This is a genomic window from gamma proteobacterium symbiont of Lampromicra miyakona, from assembly GCF_059730895.1.
Window position 1 is genome coordinate 496,006 of sequence record NZ_AP035932.1, and the last position, 23,927, is coordinate 519,932.

Genomic DNA, 23,927 nt, shown 5'->3' on the forward strand with positions numbered 1-23,927 from the left:
CTGGTTCTATCCATCCGCACGAAAGGCATCGGCCAGCCACACCAGTTCGCGCCCGGTGATGGCGATGATGTCAAAACGGCAATTCACCGTATCAAAACTGCCGCCGCGTGCCAGCAACCACAGCGCAGCGGTACGCAGCAGCTTTTGTTGTTTCTGACGCGTCACGCTGGCAGCCGCGCCACCAAAACGTGCATCGCGCCGATAGCGCACTTCAACAAACACCCAGCAATCCGCGTCGCGCATAATCAGGTCGATTTCACCGCTGCGGCAGCGCACATTGCTGGCTTCCCACTGCAGTCCGGCGCGCTCAAGGTAGCGACGCGCCTGCTGCTCCTGCTCAGCGCCGAGGCGCTGGCGGTTTACTGCACCGGAACGATTTGTCCCTGACGATACTGGTTCCATGCCAACTTCCTGTTGATCACGCAATCCGTGTCGGCGCTCAGCTTGCCGGTGTTGCCATCAATGGCGAAGCCCGGTACCTGACGCATCTGGTTAAACTGGTTCGCCAGCGTCCAGGCATCAATGCCCATCGCATACAGGCGTACCAGCGAATAGTCGTTGTTAAAGCTACGCGCCGCCTGCTGCATCAGGCCTGGATTGGCGCCGGACAGCAGCGGAATATCGCTGAACTGCAGGCCATCCATCTCCAGCCGGAAGTCCGGACCGGCACCAGCCTGCGCGCTGCGCGAGCTGGCATACAGGGCGATGTTATTGCGGCTGCTGGTGCGCATGGCAATCATCGGCTTGATCAGCTGCAGTTCGTCCTGAGTGGCAATAATGTAAACCGCATCAACGCTGCCGCTGCTGCTGGCGCTCTCAGGTGCCGGAGCGCTGGTCTGCGGTGCCGGAATCGTCAGACCGGCGACCGCCACGCCCTGCGGCTGGTCCGGCTGTACCGTCAGCGGCGTGCCGCTCAGTGCAATACCGGCGCCGCTGTTGATGCCCTGTTTCAGCTCGCCCACGCCGCCGAAACGCTGCTGCAGCACGGTTGCGCCGCCCAGCTTCTGCCACTCCTGCGCAAACGCTTTGCCCACGCGGTCGCCATAGCTACTGCGCGGCATCAGCAGCAACGGCTGGCGTTTGCCCTGATCCCAGATATGGTGCGCGGCATCGCGCGCTTCGTCTTCAGGAGAAAGCGCAAAATAGCAAATATTCGGATGGTTCTGGATCTGCTCTGGTTCGTTGAGCGCCAGCACGTTCAGCGGTGTCTGGCTGTTGGCGACCTGTTCCACGTTATTTTTCAGCAGCGGACCAACCACCAGGGTGGCACCATCCTGCTGCGCCTGCTGCATCACCTGAGCAATCGGCTGGCTGCTGGTGTCATACACTTTCACCTGGGCGCTGCTGGCAGGCTGCGCGACGGCTGGCTGTGCGGCGGGCTGCTGCGGCTGTGCGCTGTCTGACGGCGTGATGGCCGCGGCCGACGGACTGACTACCGCGTTGGCATCGCCACTGGCTGGTGTTGCCGTGCTGGCGGGCTGTTGCGTGGAGGCGCTGGCATCGCTGCTGGCGGGTGCGGCAGGGGCTGCCGGCGCAGTCAGCACACCGTTTTTCGCATCGTTGAAGCCTTTCTGGATGGCACTGGCGAACACCTGCGCCTGACCATTAAGCGGCAGCAGCAGCGCGATAGTGCTGGTCGAAGCTTTAGTGAAGTTCTGCACCTGGCTGAGCTGGGTCGGCAGGGTTTTCGCGCCAGGGTTTTGCGGATAGCGCGTCTGCCAGTCGCTAATGGCGGCTTTCAGCATCTGGGCATCCTGACTGTTGGCGTGCCAGGTATTCAGCAGGTCGAGCCAGCCCTGCAGCGTATTTTCGTCGGCGTTGATCACCACGCTGTTGAGCTGATCCTGGGTTAGCTGGGTCAGCGCCTGCCAGGTGGCGTCAATATTGCTCTGGTGATCGGCGCCTTTCAGCAGCGGTTCCTGAGCAATATAGGCGCGCAGCAGCGCGAGCGAAGGTCGATTTTGCGCAGCGGCAATCTGCAGCGCGTAGTAGCGCACCTGCTGATCCTGCGACAGATCAGCGGCTTTTATCTGTCCCAGCAGCTGCTGAGCACCGTTGAAATCCTGCTGGGCAATTTGCAGCTGGGCGCGCAGCAGCAGCAGTTCCTGCTGTTGTACGTCAGAGAGCTGCTGTGGCAGCTGACCGAGCTGATTTTGCGCCTGCGGATACTTTCCTTCCTTCAGCAGGGCACGGATGGCAAGTAATTGCCAGTCGGTCTTGCTATCATCGCTGCTTTGCTGCACCTGCTGCAGATAATAGTCAGAGCGGCCCGTGGCAGGACCCTGCACGTTTACGCTTGAGGTTTGCTGCGGTCCCTGGCCGCTACAGGCGGCCAGAATCAGGCCCGCGAGCAAAACAGGGACCAGGCGTCCTGATTTATGACGTACGACTTTCGAAGGAAGCATACTGTATCCAGTGATGTTTTTTTCAAGATGCTCAATATTAAATCGGCAATTCGGATGAAACAATGAAACAACTCGATCGGGCAGAGATTTCTGCCAGCACGCTCTATATCGTTCCTACCCCGATCGGTAACCTGGGTGATATCACGCAGCGTGCGCTGACGGTGCTTGCGAGCGTCGATCTGGTCGCTGCGGAAGATACACGTCATACCGGGCTGTTGCTACAACATTTCGCCATCAATGCGCGACTGTTCGCACTTCACGACCATAACGAACAGCAGAAGGCCGACGTGCTGTTAGCGAAGCTGCAGGAGGGCCAGAGCATTGCGCTGGTTTCCGATGCGGGCACGCCGTTAATCAACGATCCGGGCTACCATCTGGTGCGTCGTTGCCGCGAGGCCGGGGTGCGTGTGGTGCCGTTGCCCGGTGCCTGCGCGGCGATCACAGCATTGAGTGCGGCGGGATTACCGTCCGATCGTTTCTGTTACGAAGGGTTTCTGCCGGCCAAAAGTAAAGGGCGTTGCGATGCGCTGCGTGCCCTGAGTGATGAGCCGCGCACGCTGATTTTCTACGAATCGACCCATCGCGTGCTGGATACGCTACAGGATATGGTCAGCGTATGGGGCGCGGCGCGCTACGTGGTGCTGGCACGAGAGCTGACCAAAACCTGGGAGTCATTGTACGGTGCGCCGGTAGGTGAATTGCTGGCGTGGGTGCAGGCGGATGAGAATCGCCGCAAGGGCGAGATGGTGCTGATTGTCGAAGGCCATAAAGCGGATGAAGAGACGCTGCCGGCAGAGGCGTTGCGCACGCTGGCGCTGCTGCAGACTGAACTGCCGCTGAAAAAGGCGGCGGCGCTGACGGCGGAAATTCATGGGGTTAAGAAAAACGCCCTGTACAAGTATGCGCTGGAGCAGCAAGAGGCGTGACAAACGCGGGCGGATCGCCTATTATCCCGCGCCGAAGCTGACCAGACAGTCGCCGCTTTGTCGTCGTCCCTTTCGGGGGAGACGGGCAGAGGGGAGGAAAGTCCGGGCTCCATAGGGCAGGGTGCCAGGTAACGCCTGGGGGGCGCAAGCCTACGACCAGTGCAACAGAGAGCAAACCGCCGATGGCCCAGTAATGGGATCAGGTAAGGGTGAAAGGGTGCGGTAAGAGCGCACCGCGCGGCTGGCAACAGTCCGTGGCACGGTAAACTCCACCCGGAGCAAGGCCAAATAGGGGTTCACATGGTACGGCCCGTACTGAACCCGGGTAGGCTGCTTGAGCCAGTGAGCGATTGCTGGCCTAGATGAATGACTGTCCACGACAGAACCCGGCTTATCGGTCAGTTTCGACTTTTTTATAAAGACGCCCGCAGGTGAGAATCTGCGGGCGTCTTGTTTTTGGGGAAGGTGCGTGCTGTCCCTCATCCTAATCTTCTCCCGCAGGCGGGAGAAGGGACCGATTGTGCGTGTGGCGAGTTGAGTACTCGCCCTGCCAGACCGCATCTGACTATTCCCTCATGTGGCACGAGGTCAGAAAACCGCAGCAGACTATTCCCTCTCCCCATGGGAGAGGGTTAGGGTGAGGGCAGAAAACCGCACGAAGCCAGATAAAACCGCACAAAAACCCCTTTCCCTGCGTAAAGAAAAGCAAATCCGCAAAAACATTCTTTTCCCTGTGCCAGAATAGGCGCGTGTTCAACTACTGAGGACAATTTTTCATCCACACCGGGAAAAGCAACAACGTGGATAAGTTGTAAAATTATGGATAACCATTTCGTTACACTTTACGTATTAACCTCTTCACCCACCTGCGTTTTCTCCTGCTCACTGAGCGATCGGCACTGGCGCTTCGCGCTGTAGTTTTTTCTCTCCTTCTTAGCTTTTTATCTTTTTCAGCTATCACGCTGCGGTTTGCGCGTGGATGGCGTTTATTTCTCACAGGAGAGAAATCATGCTGTACTGGATTTTATTAGCGTTAGCGATTGCTGCCGAAATTACAGGCACCGTGTCAATGAAATGGGCCAGCGTCAATGGCGGCAGCGCCGGCTATATTTTTATGCTGTTGATGATCGCCCTGTCATACATCTTCCTCACCTTTGCCGTTAAACGTATTGCCCTTGGCGTGGCTTATGCCATGTGGGAAGGCGTCGGTATTCTGTTTATCACCCTGTTCAGCGTGATGCTGTTTGACGAGGCGCTGTCGGTGATGAAGGCGGCGGGTTTGATCACGCTGATCGCGGGTATCGCGCTGATCAAAGCAGGGACATTCAGCCGTAAGGAGCTGCGTCATGACCACGCTTAACGTCGTGCATCTGGCCTGGCTGGCACTGGCCATCGTGCTGGAAATTGTGGCGAACATCGCGCTGAAATACGCCAACGGCTTCCGTCGTCCGCTGTATGGCGTGGTATCGCTGGTGGCTGTCCTGGCGGCATTCAGTGCCCTGTCGCAGGCAGTGAAGGGGATCGATCTCTCGGTGGCCTACGCCTTGTGGGGCGGTTTCGGTCTGGTGGCTACCGTAGCGGCAGGCTGGATCCTGTTCGGACAACGTCTGAACACCCGCGGCTGGCTGGGCGTGGTACTGCTGCTGGCCGGGATGGTGTTGATCAAATTTGCCTGAGGCAGCGCAATACAGCCTGCCTTCCTTTCCCAATAGTGGGAGAGAAGGGCAGGCATGCGTAAGCCAGCCGTTAACCGCGGCCGTGCGGCTCATCCCAGTCAAAAGCCGGTCCCAGCGAAATAACGCCGTTCGGATTGATGGTCTTGTGGCTGCAGTAGTAGTGATGGCGGATGTGCGGCAGGTTCACCGTATCGGCAATGCCCGGCATCTGATAAATATCGCGCAGGAAGCCGTTCAGGTTACGGTAATCGCTGATGCGATGACGATCGCACTTAAAGTGGGTCACGTAGACCGGGTCAAAGCGCACCAGCGTGGTCCACAGGCGCAGATCGGCTTCGGTGAGGCGATCGCCGGTCAGATAGCGATGCTGACCCAAAATCTGCTCCAGCCGTGCCAGCGAATGGAACAGCGCGGTTACGGCTTCATCATAAGCCGACTGTGACGTGGCAAACCCACTTTTGTAGACGCCGTTATTGACGGTGTCATAAATCCAGCCGTTGAGTTCGTCGATCTTGTCACGCAGCTCGGGCGGGTAGTAATCGCCGGCGCGAGCGCCCTGTGCGTCGAAGGCGCTGTTGAACATACGGATGATATCGGCGGATTCATTACTGACGATAGTGTGCTGCTTTTTATCCCACAGCACCGGCACGGTCACGCGCCCGCTGTACTGCGGATCGGCATGCAGATAGAGCTGATAGAGGAATTCGTTCTGATACAGCGAATCGCCGGTCGCGGCGGGGAAATCATCGTCGAAGGTCCAGCCGTTCTCCAGCATCAGCGGGTGCACCACTGACACCGAAATCATCTCTTCTAACCCTTTCAGCTGACGCATCAGCAGGGTGCGATGCGCCCACGGGCAGGCCAGCGAAACGTATAAATGATAACGATCGCGCTCGGCGGCAAAGCCGGCTTTGCCGGTTGGCCCGGCGCTGCCGTCTGCCGTGATCCAGTTACGCCAGACTGCTTCTGTGCGTTTGAAGCGGCCACCGGTTGACTTCGTATCGTACCAGGTATCATGCCAGACACCGTCAATCAGTTGTCCCATAAGCCCTCCATAAAAAAAACGGGGCGAGGAAAATCCCCGCCCCTGCTATTCAGTATATGTGCTGTTGCACGGCTTGTGTGCTTAGCGTGCGGTTGCTGGCATAAAGCGCTGACGAATCAGGCGGTCAATGCTGTAGGCGCCCGGACCCACCAGACCCAGCACCAGGAAACCACCGGCGATGGACAGGTTTTTCATGAACATCAGCTGGTTAACGCCTTCCGCAAAGTTGCTGTGGAACAGGAACGCGGTCAGCAGCGTGAAGCCGGCGGTGAACAGCGCGGTGAAGCGCGTCAGGAAACCGAACAGAATCGCCAGGCCGCCGCCCAGTTCCAGCAGAATCACCAGCGGCAGCAGGAAGCCGGGCACGCCCATCGCCTGCATGTACTGTGCGGTGCCTGCATAGGCGGTGATTTTGCCCCAGCCGGCAGTAATAAACAGGATGGTCATTAATACGCGTGCCAGCAGCAGGCCTGAGTCTTCGAATTTTTTCATCATTTACTCCAACAAGGTTTTTGGCGCAGGTTGTTGGCCTGCCGGGTTATTTTCCCGCTAAACCGCGTTAAACAGTTCGTCGGGCTGATGGAGGGAGATGATAGTCGCGCGCAGCAATAGTTGTAAGCGAGATAAACTGTCGATGTTATTCAGGAATTCTGAAGGAGGAAAACCGAACCTTTTCGATCCGGTTTAAGGTGAGGAAGTTAGCGTGGCGGCATTGCCGATTTGATCATGCGCCAGGTGCTCCACAGGCCGAGTCCGCGTTTGGCCCAGCGCATGATGCGGTTGGGGCTGCGGATCGACCAGATGGCGAGCGCGCTGCTGCCAATCGCCAGATAGCGGCGCAGGCTGAGAAACGTCAGCCAGCCGCGATCATACTGCGCGGTGCTTTCCAGCCAGTCGCGGCGGGCAGCGCTGAGATCCAGCCGCTGCTGCTGTACCTGATTAAGCAATTCATGAATGCGTGCTTCACGTTCACGCTGACTCATGAGCGATGCTCCTCGAGTAAGGTGCGATCGGTGTCCAGCTCTTTGCGCGTATGGCGCAGCAGCGTGGACTGCCGGGATTTACGCAACGTCCATAAACCAAAAATCAGCGCCAGCGCGAACAGTACGCCGGTGGTGATGGCAATCGCCATCAGCCGGTACTGCGCATCCACCGCCCAGATAATCAGCACCATCAGGCTCATCAATCCGAAAGCGGTAAACAGCATGGTCAGGCCTATCATGAGCAGCATCTGGATCAGATTGGCCTTTTCCTCTTCCAGCTCGGCAACGGCCAGCCGCACGCGTGTCTCGACCATGCCAACCAGCGTTGTCACCACGCGCTGACCTACATTGAAGACCCCTTTGCCTGGGCCGTGGCTCTGATTCTCGCTCATATCAACGACGTGAAATCAGGATGCCGATCAGCACGCCGACTGCTGCGCCGATACCCACGCCGTGCCACGGATTTTCACGCACGTAGACGTCCGCTTTTTCCGCCGCTTCACGCGTGGTCTGCGCGATGCGTTCGCCGGATTCGCCCAGCCGCTCGCGTGAACTTTCAATGGCACCGCGTGCTTTGTGACGCAGTTTATCCAGCTCGCTTTTCGACTTATCAGCCGAGCTGCTCAGCACTTCTTCCAGGGTGTCGGCAAGGTTTTTCAGTTCCGCACGCAGATGTTCAGATGTGGTGTCTTTAGCCATGGTGTTCTCCATTACATCATTTATTTAAGTCCGATTAATAAGGCTCGGCCTGCAGCTTTTTCAGCTCCTGGCGTGCCTCTTCCAGCTTCCGTTCGCGCTTACCGATCTTCTCCTGGTCTTTGCCTTCCTGGCGATCCTGCTGCAGTTCGCGCTCGCGCTCAGCCACTTTATGCTGCTGGGCTTCAATGCGTTCAGCGTGGGCGGATTTCAGTTTCTCGTCAGTGCAGTTGGCGCGGACTTCAGTCAGTGCGCGTTCCAGTCCGGTGACCCGGCGCTGGTTGTCGTGCTGTTTCGCCATCTCAATTTCACGCTGAATATCCTGCTGTTTTTGCTGACACAGCGATTCCGCTGCCAGCAGTGAACCCGAGAGAGAGAAAAGAATCGCACCCAGCAGTAGTTGTTGTTTCATCAGGTTTTTACCTTCCATTGTTGACGACCTGTCGCAAACCGGACAGGAGGGGCATCCCAGCTTGTCGTCTGCTCGCGCTTACTTAAGAATAGACAGCAGACGAAAAAATTCAAAAAACACGCGGGGATAGCGAGGATTGAGGTGCCGCCGGGCGATGAACCCGACGGCGGGGATCAGCTATAGGTGGGGCGATTAGCGTCCACCACCTGCTGTGACGCCTGCGGACCCGCCGCCACGACAAAGCCCTGTGGCAGCAGGCGGCGCAGTACTTTCTGCGCGGCCAGGCTCTGCTCTTCATTCTCAAAATGAATGACCAGCGCATCGCCTGCCGAGGTAATGCTTTTAATCCGCACGCCCTGCGCCGAAAGCTGCTGGTAGAGATAAAAGCCGTCCGGCAGATTGGTGCCGCTGTGTGCCACGCGGATCTTCACCACCGTTTCATGCTGCATCAGTTTGGGCACAATGCCGATAGCCAGCAGCGCCAGCACACCAGCGCACAGCCAGGGGAGTAAACGCCTGGGGAAATTACGCAACCCTGTCATTACTGTGACTTCCCGTTCTGACCCGCCTGACGTTTACGCCACAGCACTACCAGTGAACCCACCAGACCGATGACCAGCAGCACCAGCGGCAGCAGCATCAGGCAGAACATCAGCTCATCTTCATAGCGGCGGAAAATGGGGGTTTTCCCCAGCGCAAAGCCGAGCACGGTAAGAATCAGCACCCACAGGAAGCCGCTCATCCAGTTAAAGAACTGGAAGCGGGCATTGCTCAGGCCAGAGAGGCCGGCAATGGTCGGTAGCAGGGTACGGACAAACGCGATAAAGCGGCCAATCAGCAGCGCAGACAAGCCGTGGCGGTGGAACAGACTATGGGCGCGCTGATGATACTGCGCGGGCAGATGGGAGAGCCATTTCTGCACCGTCGGCGTATTGCCAAGCCAGCGGCCCTGAATGTAACTGACCCAGCAGCCAAGGCTGGCGCCGGTGGTCAGCACCAGCAGGGTCAGCGGAAAGCTCATGGTGCCTTTCGCGATCAGCACGCCGACCAGAATCAGCAGACTATCACCGGGCAGAAACGCGGCGGGCAGCAGGCCATTTTCGAGAAACAGAATCATGAACAACACGCCATAAATCGCCCACACCAGCGTGGGGTCGGAGAGCATTTCGTAATCCTGCTGCCACAGGGCATGCAGCAATGCTTGCAAAATATCCATCAATCATTCCTGAACATCATTGTTAAACGTGCCCGTGAGGGGCTTAGGCGCAGGCGGGTTAAGTTATACATTTTAGGTATGCCACCTGAGCAGGATTTCCGGATCCATCCAGAATTGATTGTTAAATCAGCGACTTTTTATAGCCCTGTCGCAAAGGGTAAGAAAAGGGCGATAACTGTAACAAAAATCGCGGGATTCAGACAGTGTAAAGTCGCGGTCGCACAGGAGTTTTACCTTTTGACGCAGATGGTCAAAAGGAGCTTTACACGAGCTGACACTATTGCAGATTAACTGACTTTTTAGCCTGAAAATGCAGCGTTTCTGCCATTGCGGCTTCAGGGCAGGATCACCGGATTTTCTGCGAACATGTAGCGGTCGACGTTGAATTCGAAATCATCGGCGGTGGCGTCGAACAGCATCTGTTTAGTATTTTCCAGATGCTGCCACATCGCCAGTTTGCTGGCGGCGGGATCTTTGCGCATCAGCGCTTTTAAGATCTGATCGTGATCGTCGCACCAGCTGGTGATATGGCGCGCGTCAATGTGCTCGTGCAGTTTGAGCCAGTAAGGATTATGCAGCCGGTGCCGCCACATTTTCTCTACGATGGTGGCCAGCGCGCTGTTTTGGGTGGCCTGGGCAATGCGCACGTGAAACTCCATATCCCATGTCGAATCGCGCGCGTGATCTTCCTGCCGGGCTTTTTCCTGAATTGCCAGCAGCGCCACGATGTCCTGTGGACGGATCTGCGTGGCGGCAAATTCGGCGACATTGCTCTCAATCAGCTGGCGCGCCTGCAGCAGTTCAAAGGGGCCATAGCTGGCAAACTCCAGCTGATCGGCGGCGCTGTCGCGCGGTTGTGGCTGGTCGCTGATCACATGAATGCCGGACCCTTTGCGCACCTCCACGTAGCCTTCCACCTCCAGCATGATGATCGCTTCCCTTACCACTGTGCGGCTCACCTGGTGCGCCTCCGCAATCATCCGCTCTGCCGGTAACTTTGCCCCCACGGCATAACTGCCCGCTTCGATGCGCTGCTTGAGTTCGCTGGCGAGTTGCTGGTAGAGGCGGCGGGATTCGTTCAGATCCATGATTTTTCGGTTCTGTGAAAGACGGTAAGTTGTTATACCACTTACTCTGCGATGTCGCAAAGCTCTGAAGCTATTATACCATCTGGCAAGTTAAAAACCTGCGCTCATGCTCAGGTTTTATCTTTAATTTATATAATATACATAGGTTTAAGTTTATTGAAATAAGATGCACGCCGGCTTTCGCCGTATGGCAATGATGGATAATGTGACGCAGTTGGCAAACAAATCTCCCTTTCGCTGAAATTGGTATGATAACTTTTGCGCATTAGCTGACCGATTTCATCTTCAAGGAAGCGACATGTTGCGACTCAACCGCCGCGATTTCCCCGGCGCACGCTATAGCGAACGCGTGATCCAGTTCGGCGAAGGCAACTTTTTACGTGCCTTTATCGACTGGCAGCTCGACTGGCTTAATGAACATCAGGGCACCGATGCCGGTGTGGTGGTGGTGCGACCGCGCAACCGGATGCAGACGGAGACGCTCAATCAGCAGGATGGCCTCTACACCACGCTGCTGCGCGGCCTGAATGAAGCGGGGCAACCGCTCAGTGAAACCCGGCTGATCCGCAGCCTTAATCGTGAAATCCAGCCTTATCAGCAGTTCGAAGAATTCCTGGCTCTGGCACGCGCGCCGCAGATGCGTTTTGTGTTCTCCAATACCACCGAGGCCGGCATCGCGTATGCCGAACAGGATCGGCTGGAGGATCAACCCGCGTCGTCGTTTCCCGGCAAACTGACGCAGCTGCTGTGGGCGCGTTATCAGCACTTTGCCGGCGCCACCGATAAAGGCTGGCTGATCGTGCCGTGTGAGCTAATCGACCATAACGGCGACACGCTGCGCGCGCTGGTGCTGCGTTACAGCCAGCAGTGGCAGTTGCCCGCGGCCTTTACGCAGTGGGTGACGCAGCACTGCGCCTTTTACAACACGCTGGTGGATCGCATTGTAAGCGGCTATCCGCCGGATGGCGCACAGATCGCGGCCCAACTGGGTTATGACGACCGCTATCTGGTGGCCGGGGAGCGCGACTACCAGCTGGTGCTTGAGGGACCGGATGCGCTGATGCACGAGCTGCAGCTGACGGCGCTGGCGCCAGCCGTCAGGCGGGTAGATGACATCACGCCGTACAAAGCGCAGAAGGTGGCGATCCTCAACGGGGCGCACACTGCGCTGGTGCCGGTGGCGTTTCAGGCCGGGCTGGCGAGCGTGGGCGAGGCCATGAACGATGCGCAGCTGGCAGCGTTCGTCAATGTGCTGCTGCGCGAAGAGGTGATTCCGACGCTGAATTTGCCGCGTGATGAGCTGCACGCCTTTGCCGATGCGGTGCAGCGCCGCTTTCGCAATCCGTTTGTTCACCATGCGCTGCTGGCGATTGCGCTCAACGGCATGACCAAATTCCGCACGCGCCTGCTGCCGGCGCTGTTACAGGCGCAACAGCAGTGCGGCGACTGGCCACCGCGGCTCACCTTTGCCTTTGCCGCGCTGCTGGCGTTTTATCGCGGCCAGCAGGATGACCGGCAGTGGCCGCTGCAGGATGACGCGCACTGGCTGCAGCGTTTTGCCCGGCTGTGGCCGGCGGTCCTCACCGATGAACTCACCCCGCAGCAGCTGGTGAGCGACGTACTGAGCGACGCGCAGCACTGGGGCGAAGATTTAACCCAGCGGCCCGGCCTGGTCCCGGCGGTCAGCCAGCAGCTGCATAACATTCTCGTCCACGGCATGCGGACGGCCCTTAGCCAACTGAGATAACGCGATGCAAGATGCGATCAAAATACACTCACGCGACAACGTCGCCGTGGCGCTGCAGGATTTAGTTGCCGGTATGCAGGTTGCCGTGGCTGAACAGCTTATTGCGCTGCAGCAGGATATTGGGCGCGGCCACAAGTTTGCGCTGCAATCGCTCAACAGTGGCGAGCAGGTGATTAAGTATGGGCTGCCGATTGCCCATGCCACTCAACCGATCGCCGTCGGCGAGCTGATTCACTCCAGCAACGCGCGCACCAATCTGAGCGATGTTGATGAGTATGAATACCAGCCGGAATACATTGCGCTGCCAGCGCAGGCGGCGGATCGTGAGGTGCAGATTTATCGTCGCGCCACGGGCGAGGTTGGCATTCGTAACGAGCTGTGGATTTTACCGACCGTCGGCTGCGTGAACGGTATCGCCCGGCAGATTGTGTCACGTTTTCTGCGGGAAAGTGACGACGCGGCCGGCATCGACGGCTTGCACCTGTTCAGCCATCCCTTCGGCTGTTCACAGCTGGGGCAGGATCACGAAAATACCCGCACCATGCTGCAAAATATGGTGCGTCATCCCAATGCCGGCGCGGTGCTGGTGATTGGACTCGGCTGCGAAAACAATCAGGTCGATATCTTTCGCGACACGCTGGGCGACTTCGACAGTCAGCGCGTGCAGTTTATGGAGTGTCAGAAACAGGATGATGAAGTGGAAGCCGGCCTGCAGCGGTTGCATGCGCTGTACAACGTGATGCGTCACGACCGCCGCCAGCCGGGCAAACTGAGCGAGCTGAAGTTTGGTCTCGAATGCGGTGGCTCGGACGGCTTTTCCGGCATCACCGCCAATCCGCTGCTCGGCTGTTTCTCTGACCAGATGATCGCCAACGGCGGCACCACGGTGCTGACCGAAGTACCAGAGATGTTTGGTGCCGAGCGCATCCTGATGAGCCGCTGCCGTGATGCGGCGATTTTCGACAAAACGGTGGCGATGATTAACGACTTCAAGCGCTATTTTATCGATCATCAGCAGCCGATTTATGAAAATCCATCGCCGGGCAACAAGGCGGGCGGCATCACCACGCTGGAGGAGAAGTCGCTGGGCTGTACGCAAAAAGCCGGGCAGAGTCAGGTGGTGGATGTGCTGAAATACGGTGAGCGGCTGCGCACGCCGGGGCTCAATTTGCTCAGCGCGCCCGGTAATGATGCGGTCGCCACCAGCGCGCTGGCCGGAGCCGGCTGCCATATGGTGCTGTTTACCACCGGACGCGGCACGCCGTACGGTGGCTTCGTGCCCACCGTGAAAATCGCCACCAACACGCCGCTGGCGGAGAAAAAGCCGCACTGGATTGATTTCAATGCCGGGCGACTGCTGGAGGGCACCAGCATGGAGACGCTGCTGGCGGAGTTTGTTGAGACTATTGTGGCGATTGCGAACGGCCAGCCGGCGCGTAATGAAGCGAATGATTTCCGCGAGCTGGCGATTTTCAAAAGTGGCGTGACGCTTTAATGCGTCAGCGGTTAAAGCGCGGCACCGGAGCGTGCCGCGACGCGGGTTAACCGGCAGTACGCGGCTGACGTTCCGCTTCCGCCTGACATACGGCGGCGGTAAACAGAATGTCGGTTGAGGAGTTCAGTGCGGTTTCGGCGGAATCCTGCAGTACGCCGATGATAAAACCGACCGCAACCACCTGCATCGCCAGATCGTTAGGGATGCCAAACATGTTGCAGGCAACCGGAATCAGCAGCAGCGAACCGCCCGCCACGCCGGACGCACCGCAGGCACACAGCGAGGCGACAAGGCTCAGCAGAATAGCGGTGGGTACGTCCACGGCAATGCCCAGCGTGTGCACCGCAGCCAGCGTCAGTACGGTAATGGTGATTGACGCGCCCGCCATGCTGATGGTGGCACCGAGCGGAATCGATACCGAATAGGTGTCTTCATCCAGATTCAGGCGTTTCGCCAGCGCCATGTTGACCGGAATATTCGCGGCCGAGCTGCGGGTAAAGAACGCCGTTACGCCGCTTTCGCGCAGGCAGGTAAACACCAGCGGATAAGGATTGCGGCGGATTTTCTGAAACACCAGCATCGGGTTGACCACCAGCGCCATAATCAGCATGCAGCCAATCAGCAGCGTCAGCAGGTGGGCATATTGCCACAGCGCACCGAAGCCGGTTGAGGCCAGAATCGATGCCACCAGGCCAAAAATGCCCAGCGGCGCGCAGCGAATCACACAGCGCACCACCCAGGTCGCGGCATTCGACGCGTCGTTCAGGAAGGCTTTGCTGCTCGGGCTGGCATGACGAAACGCCAGGCCAAGACCAATCGCCCACACCAGAATGCCAATGTAGTTGGCGTTCATCAGCGCTTCAATCGGATTGGCGACCATGCTCATCAGCAGGCCGTGCAGCACTTCGGTGATGCCGGACGGCGGGGTAATTTCGGTCGCGCCGACGTCCATCGACAGCGTCTGCGGGAACAGATGGCTGAAAATTACCGCGACCACCGCCGCGAAGAAGGTACTGAGCAGATACAGCATAATGATCGGGCGAATTCTGGTTTTTTGCCCCTGCTGATGGTTGGCAATCGAAGAGATCACCAGCACCAGCACCAGCAGCGGTGCCACGGCTTTCAGCGCGCGCACGAACAGTTCGCCCAGCAGACCGACGGCTAACGCGGCATCGCGTGAAAGCCACGCCAGCGCCACGCCGGCAACCAGGCCGATCATGATTTGTTTTACCAGACTGCCTGAGAACAGGATGCCCAGCGGTCGAAGAAGATTATTTAGCATATTACGGTCTTTTATTGCGGTATGAGTGTTGTGCGCGGTTGCTCCGCGCCAAACGGTTTGCCCGGCGGAGTATAAGGAAAAGTCCTGGCGAGAAAAGAGATAATTCTGTCGGTGCGCGCCAGATCGGTTTTTTGATCTGCTGATGACGGGAAGTGTGACAGAGATATGAAACGCGAAGGTTGGCGCTGGCGAAACAAAGCAGGGGCGATTAGCGCCCCTGCAGAAGATTATTGTGAGATGCCTTTCTGGTCGTTTCTGTGGTTTACCCAGGCGTTAATCAGCAGCGTACCGCCGAGAATCACGCCGACCACCGTCAGCGAGATCGCCACCGGAATGTGATAGAACTCGACAATCAGCATCTTGATACCGATAAACACCAGCACGATCGCCAGACCGTACTTCAGCATCGAGAAGCGCTCTGCCACGTTGGCCAGCAGGAAGTACATAGCGCGCAGGCCAAGGATGGCGAACAGGTTAGAGGTCAGCACGATGAACGGGTCGGTAGTGACGGCAAAAATAGCCGGAATACTGTCGACAGCGAAAATAACATCGCTCAGCTCCACCATAATCAGCACCAGCAGCAGCGGTGTGGCAAACAGCACGCCGTTTTTGCGGGTGAAGAACTTTTCGCCGTGCAGTTCATCGGTCATGCGCAGATGCTTACGCAGCCAGCGCACCACCGGCTTATCGCCGACAGCAGCATCATCGTCCTCTTTCGCGAAGGCCATTTTGATGCCGGTAAACAGCAGGAAAGCGCCGAAGATGTAGAGGATCCAGCTGAACTGTGTGACCAGCCAGCTGCCGGCAAAGATCATGATGGTACGCAGCACAATCGCGCCCAGCACGCCGTAAATCAGCACGCGGCGCTGAATATTAGACGGAATGGCGAAGTAGCTGAACAGCATCAGCCAGACGAAGACGTTATCGACCGCCAGCGCTTTTTCCAGCACGTAACCGGTGAGGAACGCCAGGGTTTGTGCCGTCGCGACTTCGCGCCCGGCGCTGCCGTCGAGATACCACCAGAACGCGGCGGCAAACAGCAAAGAAACGGAGATCCACACCAGCGACCAGACGGCGGCCTGTTTGAATGACATGGTTTGTGCGCCGCGTCGTCCCTGTAAGAAGAGATCGATCGCCAGCATGATGAGCACGACGACAGCGAAGCTGCCCCAGAGTAACGGTGTGCCTACAGAGTGCATAGTCGTATCCTGTCCTGAAAATGAAAAAACGGCTGAGTCAGAAGACGTCAGCCGCTTTATAGAGCTGCAAGCAAACCTCGCCTTCCGGCAAGGTCTCACTTACAACACAGAATCAATTCCGGGTTGCCTGACGACCGGATGCGCTACGCATCGTAATGACGATCGGTCAGCTTACAAGTTACTCCCCTTTGCTGCGGCCAACATACGTGCAACCGCGAGCAGATTCAATGGGGGAGCTGTAATATTTTGCAATATTTACACTTCTTTCCGATCCGCCGGAAACACCACGCCGGTCTGGCGACGAATCTCTGTCAGCAACCGGGCGGTAATGCGTGACACCTCCAGCGCAGGGTGCTCCACCTGGCGCGTTTCCACCAGCCGGGCGAAGGTCTCTGCTTCATACAGCATAGTATTGATGTGCTGTGGCTGCGTCAGGTTCTGGCTCTCGCCGCCGCGCGGAATCAGGCGCAGCTGCTGGCACTCGGAAATTTTCTCAATCACTATCGAGCCGGCTTCGCCCTGGATTTCGCTGGGAATCAGGGAATCACTGACTTTCGAGTGCAGCAGCGTGACGTCGAAATCGCTGTAGTCCAGCACTACCACGCCGTGCGCATCGACGCCGCTTGCCAGCAGCGAGGCCTCCGCTTTCACCTGCTGCGGCGCACCCCACAGGGTAACGGCAGCGGCGAGACAGTAGTAGCCAATATCCATGATCGAACCGTTGGACCAGCGCGGGTTAAAGGTATTCGGGTTCTCACCGTCGAGATAGCGCTGATAGCGTGATGAGTACTGACAGTAGTTGAACAGCGCTTTGCGCAGTGTGCCCAGCTGCGGCAATGCCTGTTGCAGGCGCAGGAACGTCGGCAGACTGGCGGTTTTGAACGCCTCAAACAGCACCACCTGATGCTGACGCGCACAGGCAATCATCGCCTCAGCTTCACGCAGGTTAGAGGCCAGCGGTTTTTCGCAGATGACGTGTTTGCCGTGCGACATGAACAGCAGCGCCTGCTCACAGTGCAGCGCATTGGGGCTGGCGATATACACCGCGTCGATTTCCGGACTTGCCGCCAGCGCCTCCAGTGAGGTAAAGGTCAGCGGACAGGGATAATCCGCGACAAAGGCGTCGGCCTGCTGCTGGCTGCGTGAATAGACGGCGCTCAGTTTCATTTTGCCGCTCTCATGCGCGGCATCGATAAACTGGCGGGTAATCCAGTTGGTTCCCACAATGGCAAAACGTATCACGGCTGGCTCTCCTGCACTCTGAAAGCGGCAGAGTAGCATGTTCCCTGGCGGCGCAGGCAGGCGAAATTTGATCCTGCGATCCGCATTCCAATATGATGATGCCAAACCCTTTTTTAACCGACATGCGGGGACGCCGGGTGAGCGGAAGCAAACACGCACTGAACTGGACCACACTGCTGATCGCCATTCCGGTGGGCCTGGTGGCCTCACTGGTCACGCTGGCGTTTCGCGGCATCATCGATCTCATCAATCATCTGCTGTTTCACAGCGACAGCGAAATCACGGTCGCGATGCACGTCTGGCCGTGGATCTTCTGGCCGCTGCTGGTGGGCGCAGGCGGGCTGCTGGCCGGCTGGTTCCTGCGCTACGCGGTGGCGATTGAGCAGCAGGAGACGGTGAAAACCGATTACCTTGAAGTGATTAACGCGCGGCTGGATGCGGTGCCCACCAAAACCTCGCTGTTTCGCGCACTGTCGTCGATTGCCAGTATCGGCAGCGGGGCGTCGATTGGTAAAGAGGGGCCGATGGTGCAGTTGTCGGCGCTGAGCGGCAGCCTGCTGGGGCGCTGGCTGCCAGCGTCCCTCAATATGCGCAACAGCGACATCGTCGCGATGGCCGCCGCCGCCGGTCTGTCGTCGGTGTATCACGCCCCGCTGGCGTCGGCGATTTTTGTCGCGGAAATTGCGTTTGGTATCTCTGCGCTACAGCGGCTGATTCCGCTGATTGTCGCCTCGGCAGTGGCGGTGATGACCATGTGGTCACTGGGCTTTCGCAGCGCGCTCTATCCGCTCTCCGACACGCTGTTTCAAATGGATCTCACCAGCCTGCTGATGACGGTAATCATTGGGTTTGCTGCGGGCGTGGCAGGCTGGCTGTTAATCAAGCTGATTGCGCGCAGCAAAGCGTTATTCAGCCGCGTGCACTCGCTGCCGTTCAGGCTGGGCGCAGGCGGCTTTGCGGTTGGCTTACTGGCGCTGATCTCCACCGATATCCTCGGTAACGGCTATGAAGTGATCGTGAAAATCATTGAAGGCAACTATCTGCTGGCGGGTCTGCTCGGCCTGCTGGTGCTGAAAATGCTGGCGACCACGCTCTCGGTCGGCTCCAACGCGGTAGGCGGCCTGTTCACGCCCTCATTATTGATTGGTGCGCTGCTCGGCGTGGCGCTGGCGCAGACTGGCGTGCTGCTGCATTTGCCGGTGGGCAATACACTGCTGTATGCGGCGGTGGGCATGGCGGCGGTGCTGGCAGCGGTCAGTCAGGCGCCGCTGATGGCGATGCTGATGGTGCTGGAGATGACGCTCAACAGCAGCCTGCTGTTCCCACTGATGATCGCCTCGGTGCTGGCGTCAATGCTGGTCTACCGGCTGCAGTCTGCCAGTACCTATCCGGTGGTAAGCCATCACCTTAATCGTTCAGAAGCGAAATATGATTTTGATAATATGCGGGTTGATCAGCTGATCATCCCCGGCGCGGCGCTGCAGCCGGCGGAATCGGTCGGGCAGGCGCTGGCGGTGAGTTCGCTCAAGCGCGAGCGCTACGTCTACGTCATTAATCAGGCCGGTCAGTTTCTCGGCGTAGTATCAATTCATGACATTTCGCGCAAAGTGCTGGCACAGGAGATCACGCTGGATTCGCCGGTCAGCAGCGTGATGGATGATAATTTCCCCTGCATTTACCAGCACCAGAGCATGCGTGAAGGCTGGGAGGCGTTTGCGCGCGTGACGCTGGAGCGTTTACCGGTGCTGAATAATGCGCAGGAGCGTCGCTTCCTTGGCGCATTGACCAAAACCAGTCTGATTCAGAAAGCGCAGGAGTTTCTTTAGGCTGCGTTGCCGCGCAGCGCCTGTTCGGTCATCCACAGGCGCGCGTCGAACTCCAGCTGGTGGTAGTCCGGTTCCATGTGGCAGCACAGCTGATAAAAGGCTTTGCTGTGATCTTTCTCTTTCAGGTGCGCCAGTTCGTGCACCACGATCATGCGCAGAAAGGGTTCCGGCGCGAGGCGGAAAAAGGTCGAGATGCGAATTTCGGCCTTGGCTTTCAGGTTACCGCCCTGTACGCGGGAAATGGCGGTATGCAGGCCAAGTGCATGCTTCATCACTTTGATTTTATTATCCCAGATGACCTTGCTCACCGGCGGTGCGCTGCGCATATAGCGGTTTTTCAGCGCCTGCGTGTAGTCATAAAGCGCGCGGTCGCTGACGACGTCGTGCGTATCGGGATAGCGCTGCTGCAAAAAGGCGGCTAATCGCTGATTATCAATCAGCACTTGCACCTGTTCGAGGATGTTTTCAGGGTAACCCTGCAGATAGATTAATGACATTGGGATTCCCGACGAAAGACAGTATACTGCGCCCCCTTTTCAGGGCGAAAATCGCGCAAAGTGTACCACGCCGGAGATTCCATGAGCCAACTTGAACTGACCGATCGCACGCTGACGCTTCAGCGCTTCCCGCCGATGCGCGAAGAGAGCCCGCTACAGGCGTGGGACGCCGCAGATGAATATTTGCTTCAGCAGGCGCTGCCGGCAGGCCCGGTGCTGGTATTCAATGACAGCTTTGGCGCGCTGACCTGCGGGCTGAACGATCGGGAAATCTGGCACGTCAGCGACTCGTGGCTCAGCCAGCAGGCCGCCCGGCAGAATCTGCGTCTCAACGGTCTGGATGAAGCGTCGGTACACTTTCTTGATAGCCTGGCGCCGTTGCCGGCTGCCCCGGCGGCGGTACTGATTAAGCTGCCCAAAGCGCTGGCGCTGCTTGAGCACCAGCTGCGCGCGCTGCGGACGGTCGTCACGCCGGATACCCTGATTCTGGCGGCCGGTAAAGCCAAAGATATCCATAATTCCACGCTGCAGCTGTTTGAACGCATTCTCGGTGAGAGCAAAACCTCACTGGCGTGGAAAAAAGCGCGTCTGATTTACAGCCATTTCAGCGCGCCGGCGCTGGCGGACGTGCCGGCGACCACCGTGTGGCCGCTCGACGAGACGCCGTATCATATCCACAATCACGCCAATGTGTTCGCCCGCGCGGCGCTGGATATTGGCGCGCGCTTCTTTCTGCAACACCTGCCGCACGATATTGAGGGCGAAATCGTCGATCTCGGCTGCGGTAACGGCGTGATCGGCCTGCAGGCACTGGAACAGAATCCGCAGGCCGAGGTGCTGTTCGTCGATGAATCTTACATGGCGGTGGCTTCCAGCCAGCTTAACGTTGAGCTCAACCGGCCACAGGATCTGGCGCGCTGCCAGTTTCGGGTTAACAACGTGCTGAGCGGTTTTCCGTCGGACCGGCTGCATGCGGTGCTGTGCAATCCGCCGTTCCATCAGCAGCACGCGGTGACCGACCACCTGGCGTGGCAGATGCTGCGTGACGCCAAACGCTGCCTGCAGTATGGCGGCGAGCTGCGCATCGTCGGCAACCGCCACCTTGGCTATCATCAGAAAATGAAGAAGCTGTTTGGCAACTGCGAGCTGGTGGCCTCTAACGCCAAATTTGTGGTGCTGCGTTCGGTCAAGCTGCGTTAATCACAGGCTGAGCGCCAGTTCGGTGGCCTGAGCAATGGCGCGCCGTGCATCCAGCTCCTGCGCGACGTCGGCACCGCCGATCAGCCGCACGGCTTTGCCGCGTGCGGCCAGCGCCTGCGCCAGCGTACGCAGCGGTTCCTGACCGGCGCAAATCACGACGTTATCTACCGCCAGCGTCAGCGCTTCCCCCTGATGGCGCAGGTGCAGCCCGTCATCATCAATCTTCAGATACTCGACATCGCCCCACATCTGCACGCCGTGCGCCTGCAGGCTGGCGCGATGGATCCAGCCGGTGGTTTTCGCCAGCCCGGCGCCCGGCTTGCCGGATTTACGCTGCAGCAGCCAGATCTGGCGATCGGCAGGAGCCGGCTGTGGACGCACTAAACCGCCGCGCGCCTGCAGGCTGCGATCGATGCCCCAGCTTTGGTAGAAGTCTTCCTCGCGATCGGCGTGCTGCAGCAGAAACTCCGCGGTGTCGAAACCAATGCCGCCGGCACCGATAATCGCCACGCGCCGGCCAACCGGTTTTTTGTCGCGTATCACCTCGAGATAGCTCAGCACGCTGGGGTGATCGATGCCCGGAATCGCCAGCTGGCGCGGTGTGATGCCGGTCGCGATGATGACTTCATCCGCCTGTTCCAGTTCGTCGGCGCTGACGCGATGATTCAGGCACAGCTCAACACCTGCGGCTGCCAGCTGATGGCGGAAATAGCGCAGCGTTTCGCTGAACTCCGCCTTGCCGGGGATCTGGCGGGCAATATTAAACTGGCCGCCAATCTGCGCATCGGCTTCATACAGGGTGACGTGATGGCCGCGCTGCGCCGCCTGCAGCGCGAACGCCATACCGGCCGGACCGGCACCTACCACCGCCAGGCGTTTTGGCTGCGCGGCGGCGATGACCGGCATCAGCGTTTCATGACAGGCGCGCGGATTGACCAGGCAGGAAGTGACCTTGCCGGCAAAGATTTGATCGAGACAGGCCTGATTACAGGCGATGCAGGTATTGATGGCGTCGGGCTGGCCCGCCTGCGCTTTGCTGACAAACGCGGCATCGGCAAGAAATGGCCGCGCCATCGACACCATGTCGGCAATACCGTCGCGCACAATCTCCTCCGCTACCTGAGGATGATTGATACGGTTGGTAGCGATAACCGGTACGCTGACGTGCTGGCGCAGATGCTGCGTGACCCAGGCGAAACCGGCACGCGGCACGCAGGTGGCAATGGTGGGAATGCGTGCTTCATGCCAGCCAATGCCGCTGTTGAACAGCGTCACGCCGCGTTGCTCCAGCGCCGTGGCAAGCTGCAGCGTCTCCTGCAGTGAGCTGCCGTTATTCACCAGGTCGAGCATCGACAGGCGAAAAATAATGATGAAGGCTTCGCCGACGGCGGCGCGCACCGCCTGCGTCACTTCCAGTGCAAAGCGCTGCCGCCGCGCCACATCACCGCCCCAGCCGTCGTCGCGCTGATTGGTATGGGCGACCAGGAACTGATTAATCAGGTAGCCTTCGGAACCCATGATTTCGACACCGTCGTAACCGGCCTGCTGCGCCAGCCGGGCGCAGCGCGCGAAATCCGCGATGGTTTGTTCAATCTGCGCTTCGCTCAGTGCCTGCGGTGTAAACGGGTTGATGGGCGCCTGTAACGCCGAGGGCGCCACCAGATCGCGCTGATAGCTGTAACGTCCGGCGTGCAGGATCTGCAGCGCAATTTTGCCCCCCTGTGCATGTACCGCATCGGTTATCTGGCGGTGCCAGCCGCACTGGGTTTCGTCCGTGAGCATGGCTCCGCCCTGCGCCACCACGCCCTGCGCATTGGGCGCGATGCCGCCGGTCACAATCAGCGCAACGCCTTCCCGGGCGCGCTCGGCGTAGAAGGCAGCGAGGCGCTGAGCGCCATCAGCATGCTCTTCCAGACCGGTGTGCATTGAGCCCATCAGGAAACGGTTTTTCAGTTGCGTAAAGCCCAGATCCAGCGGGGCAAACAGATGCGGATAACGCTCAGTCATGATCACTTACTCAGTGAGTGGTCGGATGAGTGAACTCTAGCGGGAAAAGTGCGGGCTGGAAATTTGCGGCGCTCAGCCTGTGAGAAACATCAAAAAAAAGCAGGGCGGCAAGTCGCAGACGAAAGTATCGGACCACTTTCGCCAGGCACGGGAAGAAACCTGCGCGCCCTGTAATGGCATGAAGATTGGGCTAATAAATTAGCTCTGTGGTTATAAATTCCTGTATGACTCAATCTCTATAACAATCCCGGGTGAGGACGAGGTGATGATGCCATGCCTCAGTCGAATTAATCCGCAAGACTGGTCTTGATTTTGGCTTCAGCAGGCACCGTTTCGCCGTGCCAGTTCGATAATATCGACCAGATTCTTTGATTCGAGCTTTTGAAAAATTTTAGTTTTATAAGTACTGATAGTTTTGTTATTTAATCCTAATTCACAGGCAATGATTTTATTGGATTTTCCCTGCGCCAGCTGACGTAAAATAAGCGTTTCCCGCTCGGTCAGGCGCGACAGCATATCCTGTTCATTAACATAACGCTGGCGCCGGTCAAGAATATCGCCGGGCAGATAATTTACATTGTTAAATACGCAGCCAATGGCGGCGATCAGCGTCTGAATCGGATCGTATTTCGACACGAAGCCGTTAGCACCCTGACTAAGCGATTGTATAAGCAGGTGATTGTTACTGCTCTGACTGAGCAGAATGACTTTCATCCAGGTTTTAGATTTTACGATATCGCGTAAAAAGGCGATGCCATTTTTCTCTTTGAAATCAGGATCTAAAATCAGGATGTCGATGTGCTGATGAATAACATCGTCAATACCATCATTAATTGTGTTTGCTGTAGTGACACAATTAAAGCCATTCATTAATAATAAAGCCTGCACCCCAGCCGCAACAAGGCGATGCTCATCAACGATGAGAATTTTTGCATTAAACATAGATCTCCCTTTTACGACACCGATATGATGGCGCTGGCGGACA

General features: G+C 58.0%; 24 protein-coding genes and 1 other RNA gene. 8 read left to right on the forward strand and 17 right to left on the reverse strand.

The window, feature by feature from the left end; all coding sequences use genetic code 11:
• Positions 1-6: 6 nt before the first annotated feature.
• Both AC6I8P_RS02390 and AC6I8P_RS02395 read right to left on the reverse strand, forming a co-directional pair.
• Positions 7-402: a YraN family protein gene (locus AC6I8P_RS02390; RefSeq protein WP_021509715.1), complete on the reverse strand. Its 396-nt coding sequence runs from the start codon at positions 400-402 to the stop codon at positions 7-9.
• Positions 360-2,405, reverse strand: a complete 2,046-nt coding sequence (locus AC6I8P_RS02395) for a penicillin-binding protein activator (RefSeq protein WP_262264694.1) — start codon at positions 2,403-2,405, stop codon at positions 360-362. Before AC6I8P_RS02395 ends, AC6I8P_RS02390 begins: the two co-directional genes overlap by 43 nt.
• A gap of 62 nt (positions 2,406-2,467) precedes the next feature.
• On the opposite strand from AC6I8P_RS02395, the gene rsmI reads away from it, so the two are divergent.
• From rsmI to mdtI, 4 genes are all read left to right on the forward strand, one after another.
• A complete protein-coding gene (rsmI, locus tag AC6I8P_RS02400; RefSeq protein ID WP_262264693.1) occupies positions 2,468-3,331 on the forward strand; it encodes a 16S rRNA (cytidine(1402)-2'-O)-methyltransferase in 864 nt (287 codons plus the stop codon).
• A gap of 33 nt (positions 3,332-3,364) precedes the next feature.
• Positions 3,365-3,741, forward strand: an RNA gene (gene rnpB / locus AC6I8P_RS02405) — RNase P RNA component class A.
• A gap of 599 nt (positions 3,742-4,340) precedes the next feature.
• Positions 4,341-4,691 (forward strand): multidrug/spermidine efflux SMR transporter subunit MdtJ, encoded by a 351-nt coding sequence (gene mdtJ, locus AC6I8P_RS02410; RefSeq protein WP_058759849.1) that lies wholly within the window; start codon positions 4,341-4,343, stop codon positions 4,689-4,691.
• Positions 4,678-5,007, forward strand: a complete 330-nt coding sequence (mdtI, locus tag AC6I8P_RS02415; RefSeq protein ID WP_058771326.1) for a multidrug/spermidine efflux SMR transporter subunit MdtI — start codon at positions 4,678-4,680, stop codon at positions 5,005-5,007. The genes mdtJ and mdtI overlap by 14 nt, the downstream gene beginning before the upstream one ends.
• Before the next feature lie 70 nt (positions 5,008-5,077).
• Here mdtI and AC6I8P_RS02420 read toward each other — a convergent pair whose 3' ends face one another.
• The 9 genes from AC6I8P_RS02420 to exuR form a co-directional block, all read right to left on the reverse strand.
• On the reverse strand, positions 5,078-6,052 hold the full coding sequence (locus tag AC6I8P_RS02420; protein ID WP_021509710.1) for a glutathione S-transferase family protein: 975 nt from the start codon (positions 6,050-6,052) through the stop codon (positions 5,078-5,080).
• An 81-nt stretch (positions 6,053-6,133) separates the two neighbouring features.
• Positions 6,134-6,544 (reverse strand): DoxX family protein, encoded by a 411-nt coding sequence (locus AC6I8P_RS02425; protein WP_010618799.1) that lies wholly within the window; start codon positions 6,542-6,544, stop codon positions 6,134-6,136.
• A gap of 206 nt (positions 6,545-6,750) precedes the next feature.
• Positions 6,751-7,035: a YqjK-like family protein gene (locus AC6I8P_RS02430; protein WP_010618800.1), complete on the reverse strand. Its 285-nt coding sequence runs from the start codon at positions 7,033-7,035 to the stop codon at positions 6,751-6,753.
• Positions 7,032-7,427, reverse strand: a complete 396-nt coding sequence (locus AC6I8P_RS02435; protein WP_058775749.1) for a phage holin family protein — start codon at positions 7,425-7,427, stop codon at positions 7,032-7,034. The genes AC6I8P_RS02430 and AC6I8P_RS02435 overlap by 4 nt, the downstream gene beginning before the upstream one ends.
• 1 nt (position 7,428) lies before the next feature.
• Complete coding sequence (locus AC6I8P_RS02440) at positions 7,429-7,734, reverse strand: ElaB/YgaM/YqjD family protein (protein ID WP_021509708.1); 306 nt, start codon at positions 7,732-7,734, stop codon at positions 7,429-7,431.
• A 34-nt stretch (positions 7,735-7,768) separates the two neighbouring features.
• Positions 7,769-8,143 (reverse strand): DUF1090 domain-containing protein, encoded by a 375-nt coding sequence (locus tag AC6I8P_RS02445; RefSeq protein WP_136546454.1) that lies wholly within the window; start codon positions 8,141-8,143, stop codon positions 7,769-7,771.
• 173 nt (positions 8,144-8,316) lie between these two features.
• A complete protein-coding gene (mzrA, locus tag AC6I8P_RS02450; protein WP_031280145.1) occupies positions 8,317-8,685 on the reverse strand; it encodes an EnvZ/OmpR regulon moderator MzrA in 369 nt (122 codons plus the stop codon).
• Positions 8,685-9,359: a DedA family protein gene (locus tag AC6I8P_RS02455; RefSeq protein ID WP_021509705.1), complete on the reverse strand. Its 675-nt coding sequence runs from the start codon at positions 9,357-9,359 to the stop codon at positions 8,685-8,687. Before AC6I8P_RS02455 ends, mzrA begins: the two co-directional genes overlap by 1 nt.
• Before the next feature lie 335 nt (positions 9,360-9,694).
• Entirely contained in the window at positions 9,695-10,447 is a 753-nt protein-coding gene (gene exuR / locus AC6I8P_RS02460) for a transcriptional regulator ExuR (protein WP_262264692.1), read from the reverse strand.
• Positions 10,448-10,745: 298 nt separating this feature from the next.
• Here exuR and AC6I8P_RS02465 point away from each other — a divergent pair, with 298 nt between their 5' ends.
• Positions 10,746-12,194 (forward strand): tagaturonate reductase, encoded by a 1,449-nt coding sequence (locus tag AC6I8P_RS02465; RefSeq protein WP_498030938.1) that lies wholly within the window; start codon positions 10,746-10,748, stop codon positions 12,192-12,194.
• Between the two features lie 4 nt (positions 12,195-12,198).
• Positions 12,199-13,689, forward strand: coding sequence for a UxaA family hydrolase (locus AC6I8P_RS02470; protein ID WP_262264690.1), 1,491 nt, complete (start codon positions 12,199-12,201; stop codon positions 13,687-13,689).
• A gap of 46 nt (positions 13,690-13,735) precedes the next feature.
• On the opposite strand, the gene sstT is transcribed toward AC6I8P_RS02470, so the two are convergent.
• The 3 genes from sstT to AC6I8P_RS02485 all read right to left on the reverse strand — a co-directional run bounded on the left by sstT (position 13,736) and on the right by AC6I8P_RS02485 (position 17,412).
• Complete coding sequence (sstT, locus tag AC6I8P_RS02475) at positions 13,736-14,971, reverse strand: serine/threonine transporter SstT (protein ID WP_262257038.1); 1,236 nt, start codon at positions 14,969-14,971, stop codon at positions 13,736-13,738.
• A gap of 227 nt (positions 14,972-15,198) precedes the next feature.
• A complete protein-coding gene (locus AC6I8P_RS02480; RefSeq protein ID WP_262264689.1) occupies positions 15,199-16,170 on the reverse strand; it encodes a TerC family protein in 972 nt (323 codons plus the stop codon).
• Positions 16,171-16,425: 255 nt separating this feature from the next.
• Entirely contained in the window at positions 16,426-17,412 is a 987-nt protein-coding gene (locus tag AC6I8P_RS02485; RefSeq protein ID WP_211726963.1) for a Gfo/Idh/MocA family protein, read from the reverse strand.
• Positions 17,413-17,549: 137 nt separating this feature from the next.
• Here AC6I8P_RS02485 and AC6I8P_RS02490 point away from each other — a divergent pair, with 137 nt between their 5' ends.
• A complete protein-coding gene (locus AC6I8P_RS02490) occupies positions 17,550-19,238 on the forward strand; it encodes a chloride channel protein (protein WP_058771350.1) in 1,689 nt (562 codons plus the stop codon).
• Here the strand turns inward: AC6I8P_RS02490 and AC6I8P_RS02495 are convergent.
• Positions 19,235-19,735, reverse strand: coding sequence for a M48 family metallopeptidase (locus AC6I8P_RS02495; RefSeq protein ID WP_021509697.1), 501 nt, complete (start codon positions 19,733-19,735; stop codon positions 19,235-19,237). The two genes, AC6I8P_RS02490 and AC6I8P_RS02495, sit on opposite strands and share 4 nt — an antisense overlap.
• An 81-nt stretch (positions 19,736-19,816) precedes the next feature.
• Here AC6I8P_RS02495 and rlmG point away from each other — a divergent pair, with 81 nt between their 5' ends.
• Positions 19,817-20,935, forward strand: coding sequence for a 23S rRNA (guanine(1835)-N(2))-methyltransferase RlmG (rlmG, locus tag AC6I8P_RS02500; RefSeq protein ID WP_058771320.1), 1,119 nt, complete (start codon positions 19,817-19,819; stop codon positions 20,933-20,935).
• Here rlmG and AC6I8P_RS02505 read toward each other — a convergent pair whose 3' ends face one another.
• On the reverse strand, positions 20,936-22,942 hold the full coding sequence (locus AC6I8P_RS02505) for an NADPH-dependent 2,4-dienoyl-CoA reductase (RefSeq protein ID WP_152390413.1): 2,007 nt from the start codon (positions 22,940-22,942) through the stop codon (positions 20,936-20,938).
• Positions 22,943-23,260: 318 nt separating this feature from the next.
• On the reverse strand, positions 23,261-23,884 hold the full coding sequence (locus tag AC6I8P_RS02510; protein WP_021509694.1) for a response regulator transcription factor: 624 nt from the start codon (positions 23,882-23,884) through the stop codon (positions 23,261-23,263).
• Positions 23,885-23,927 lie beyond the last annotated feature (43 nt).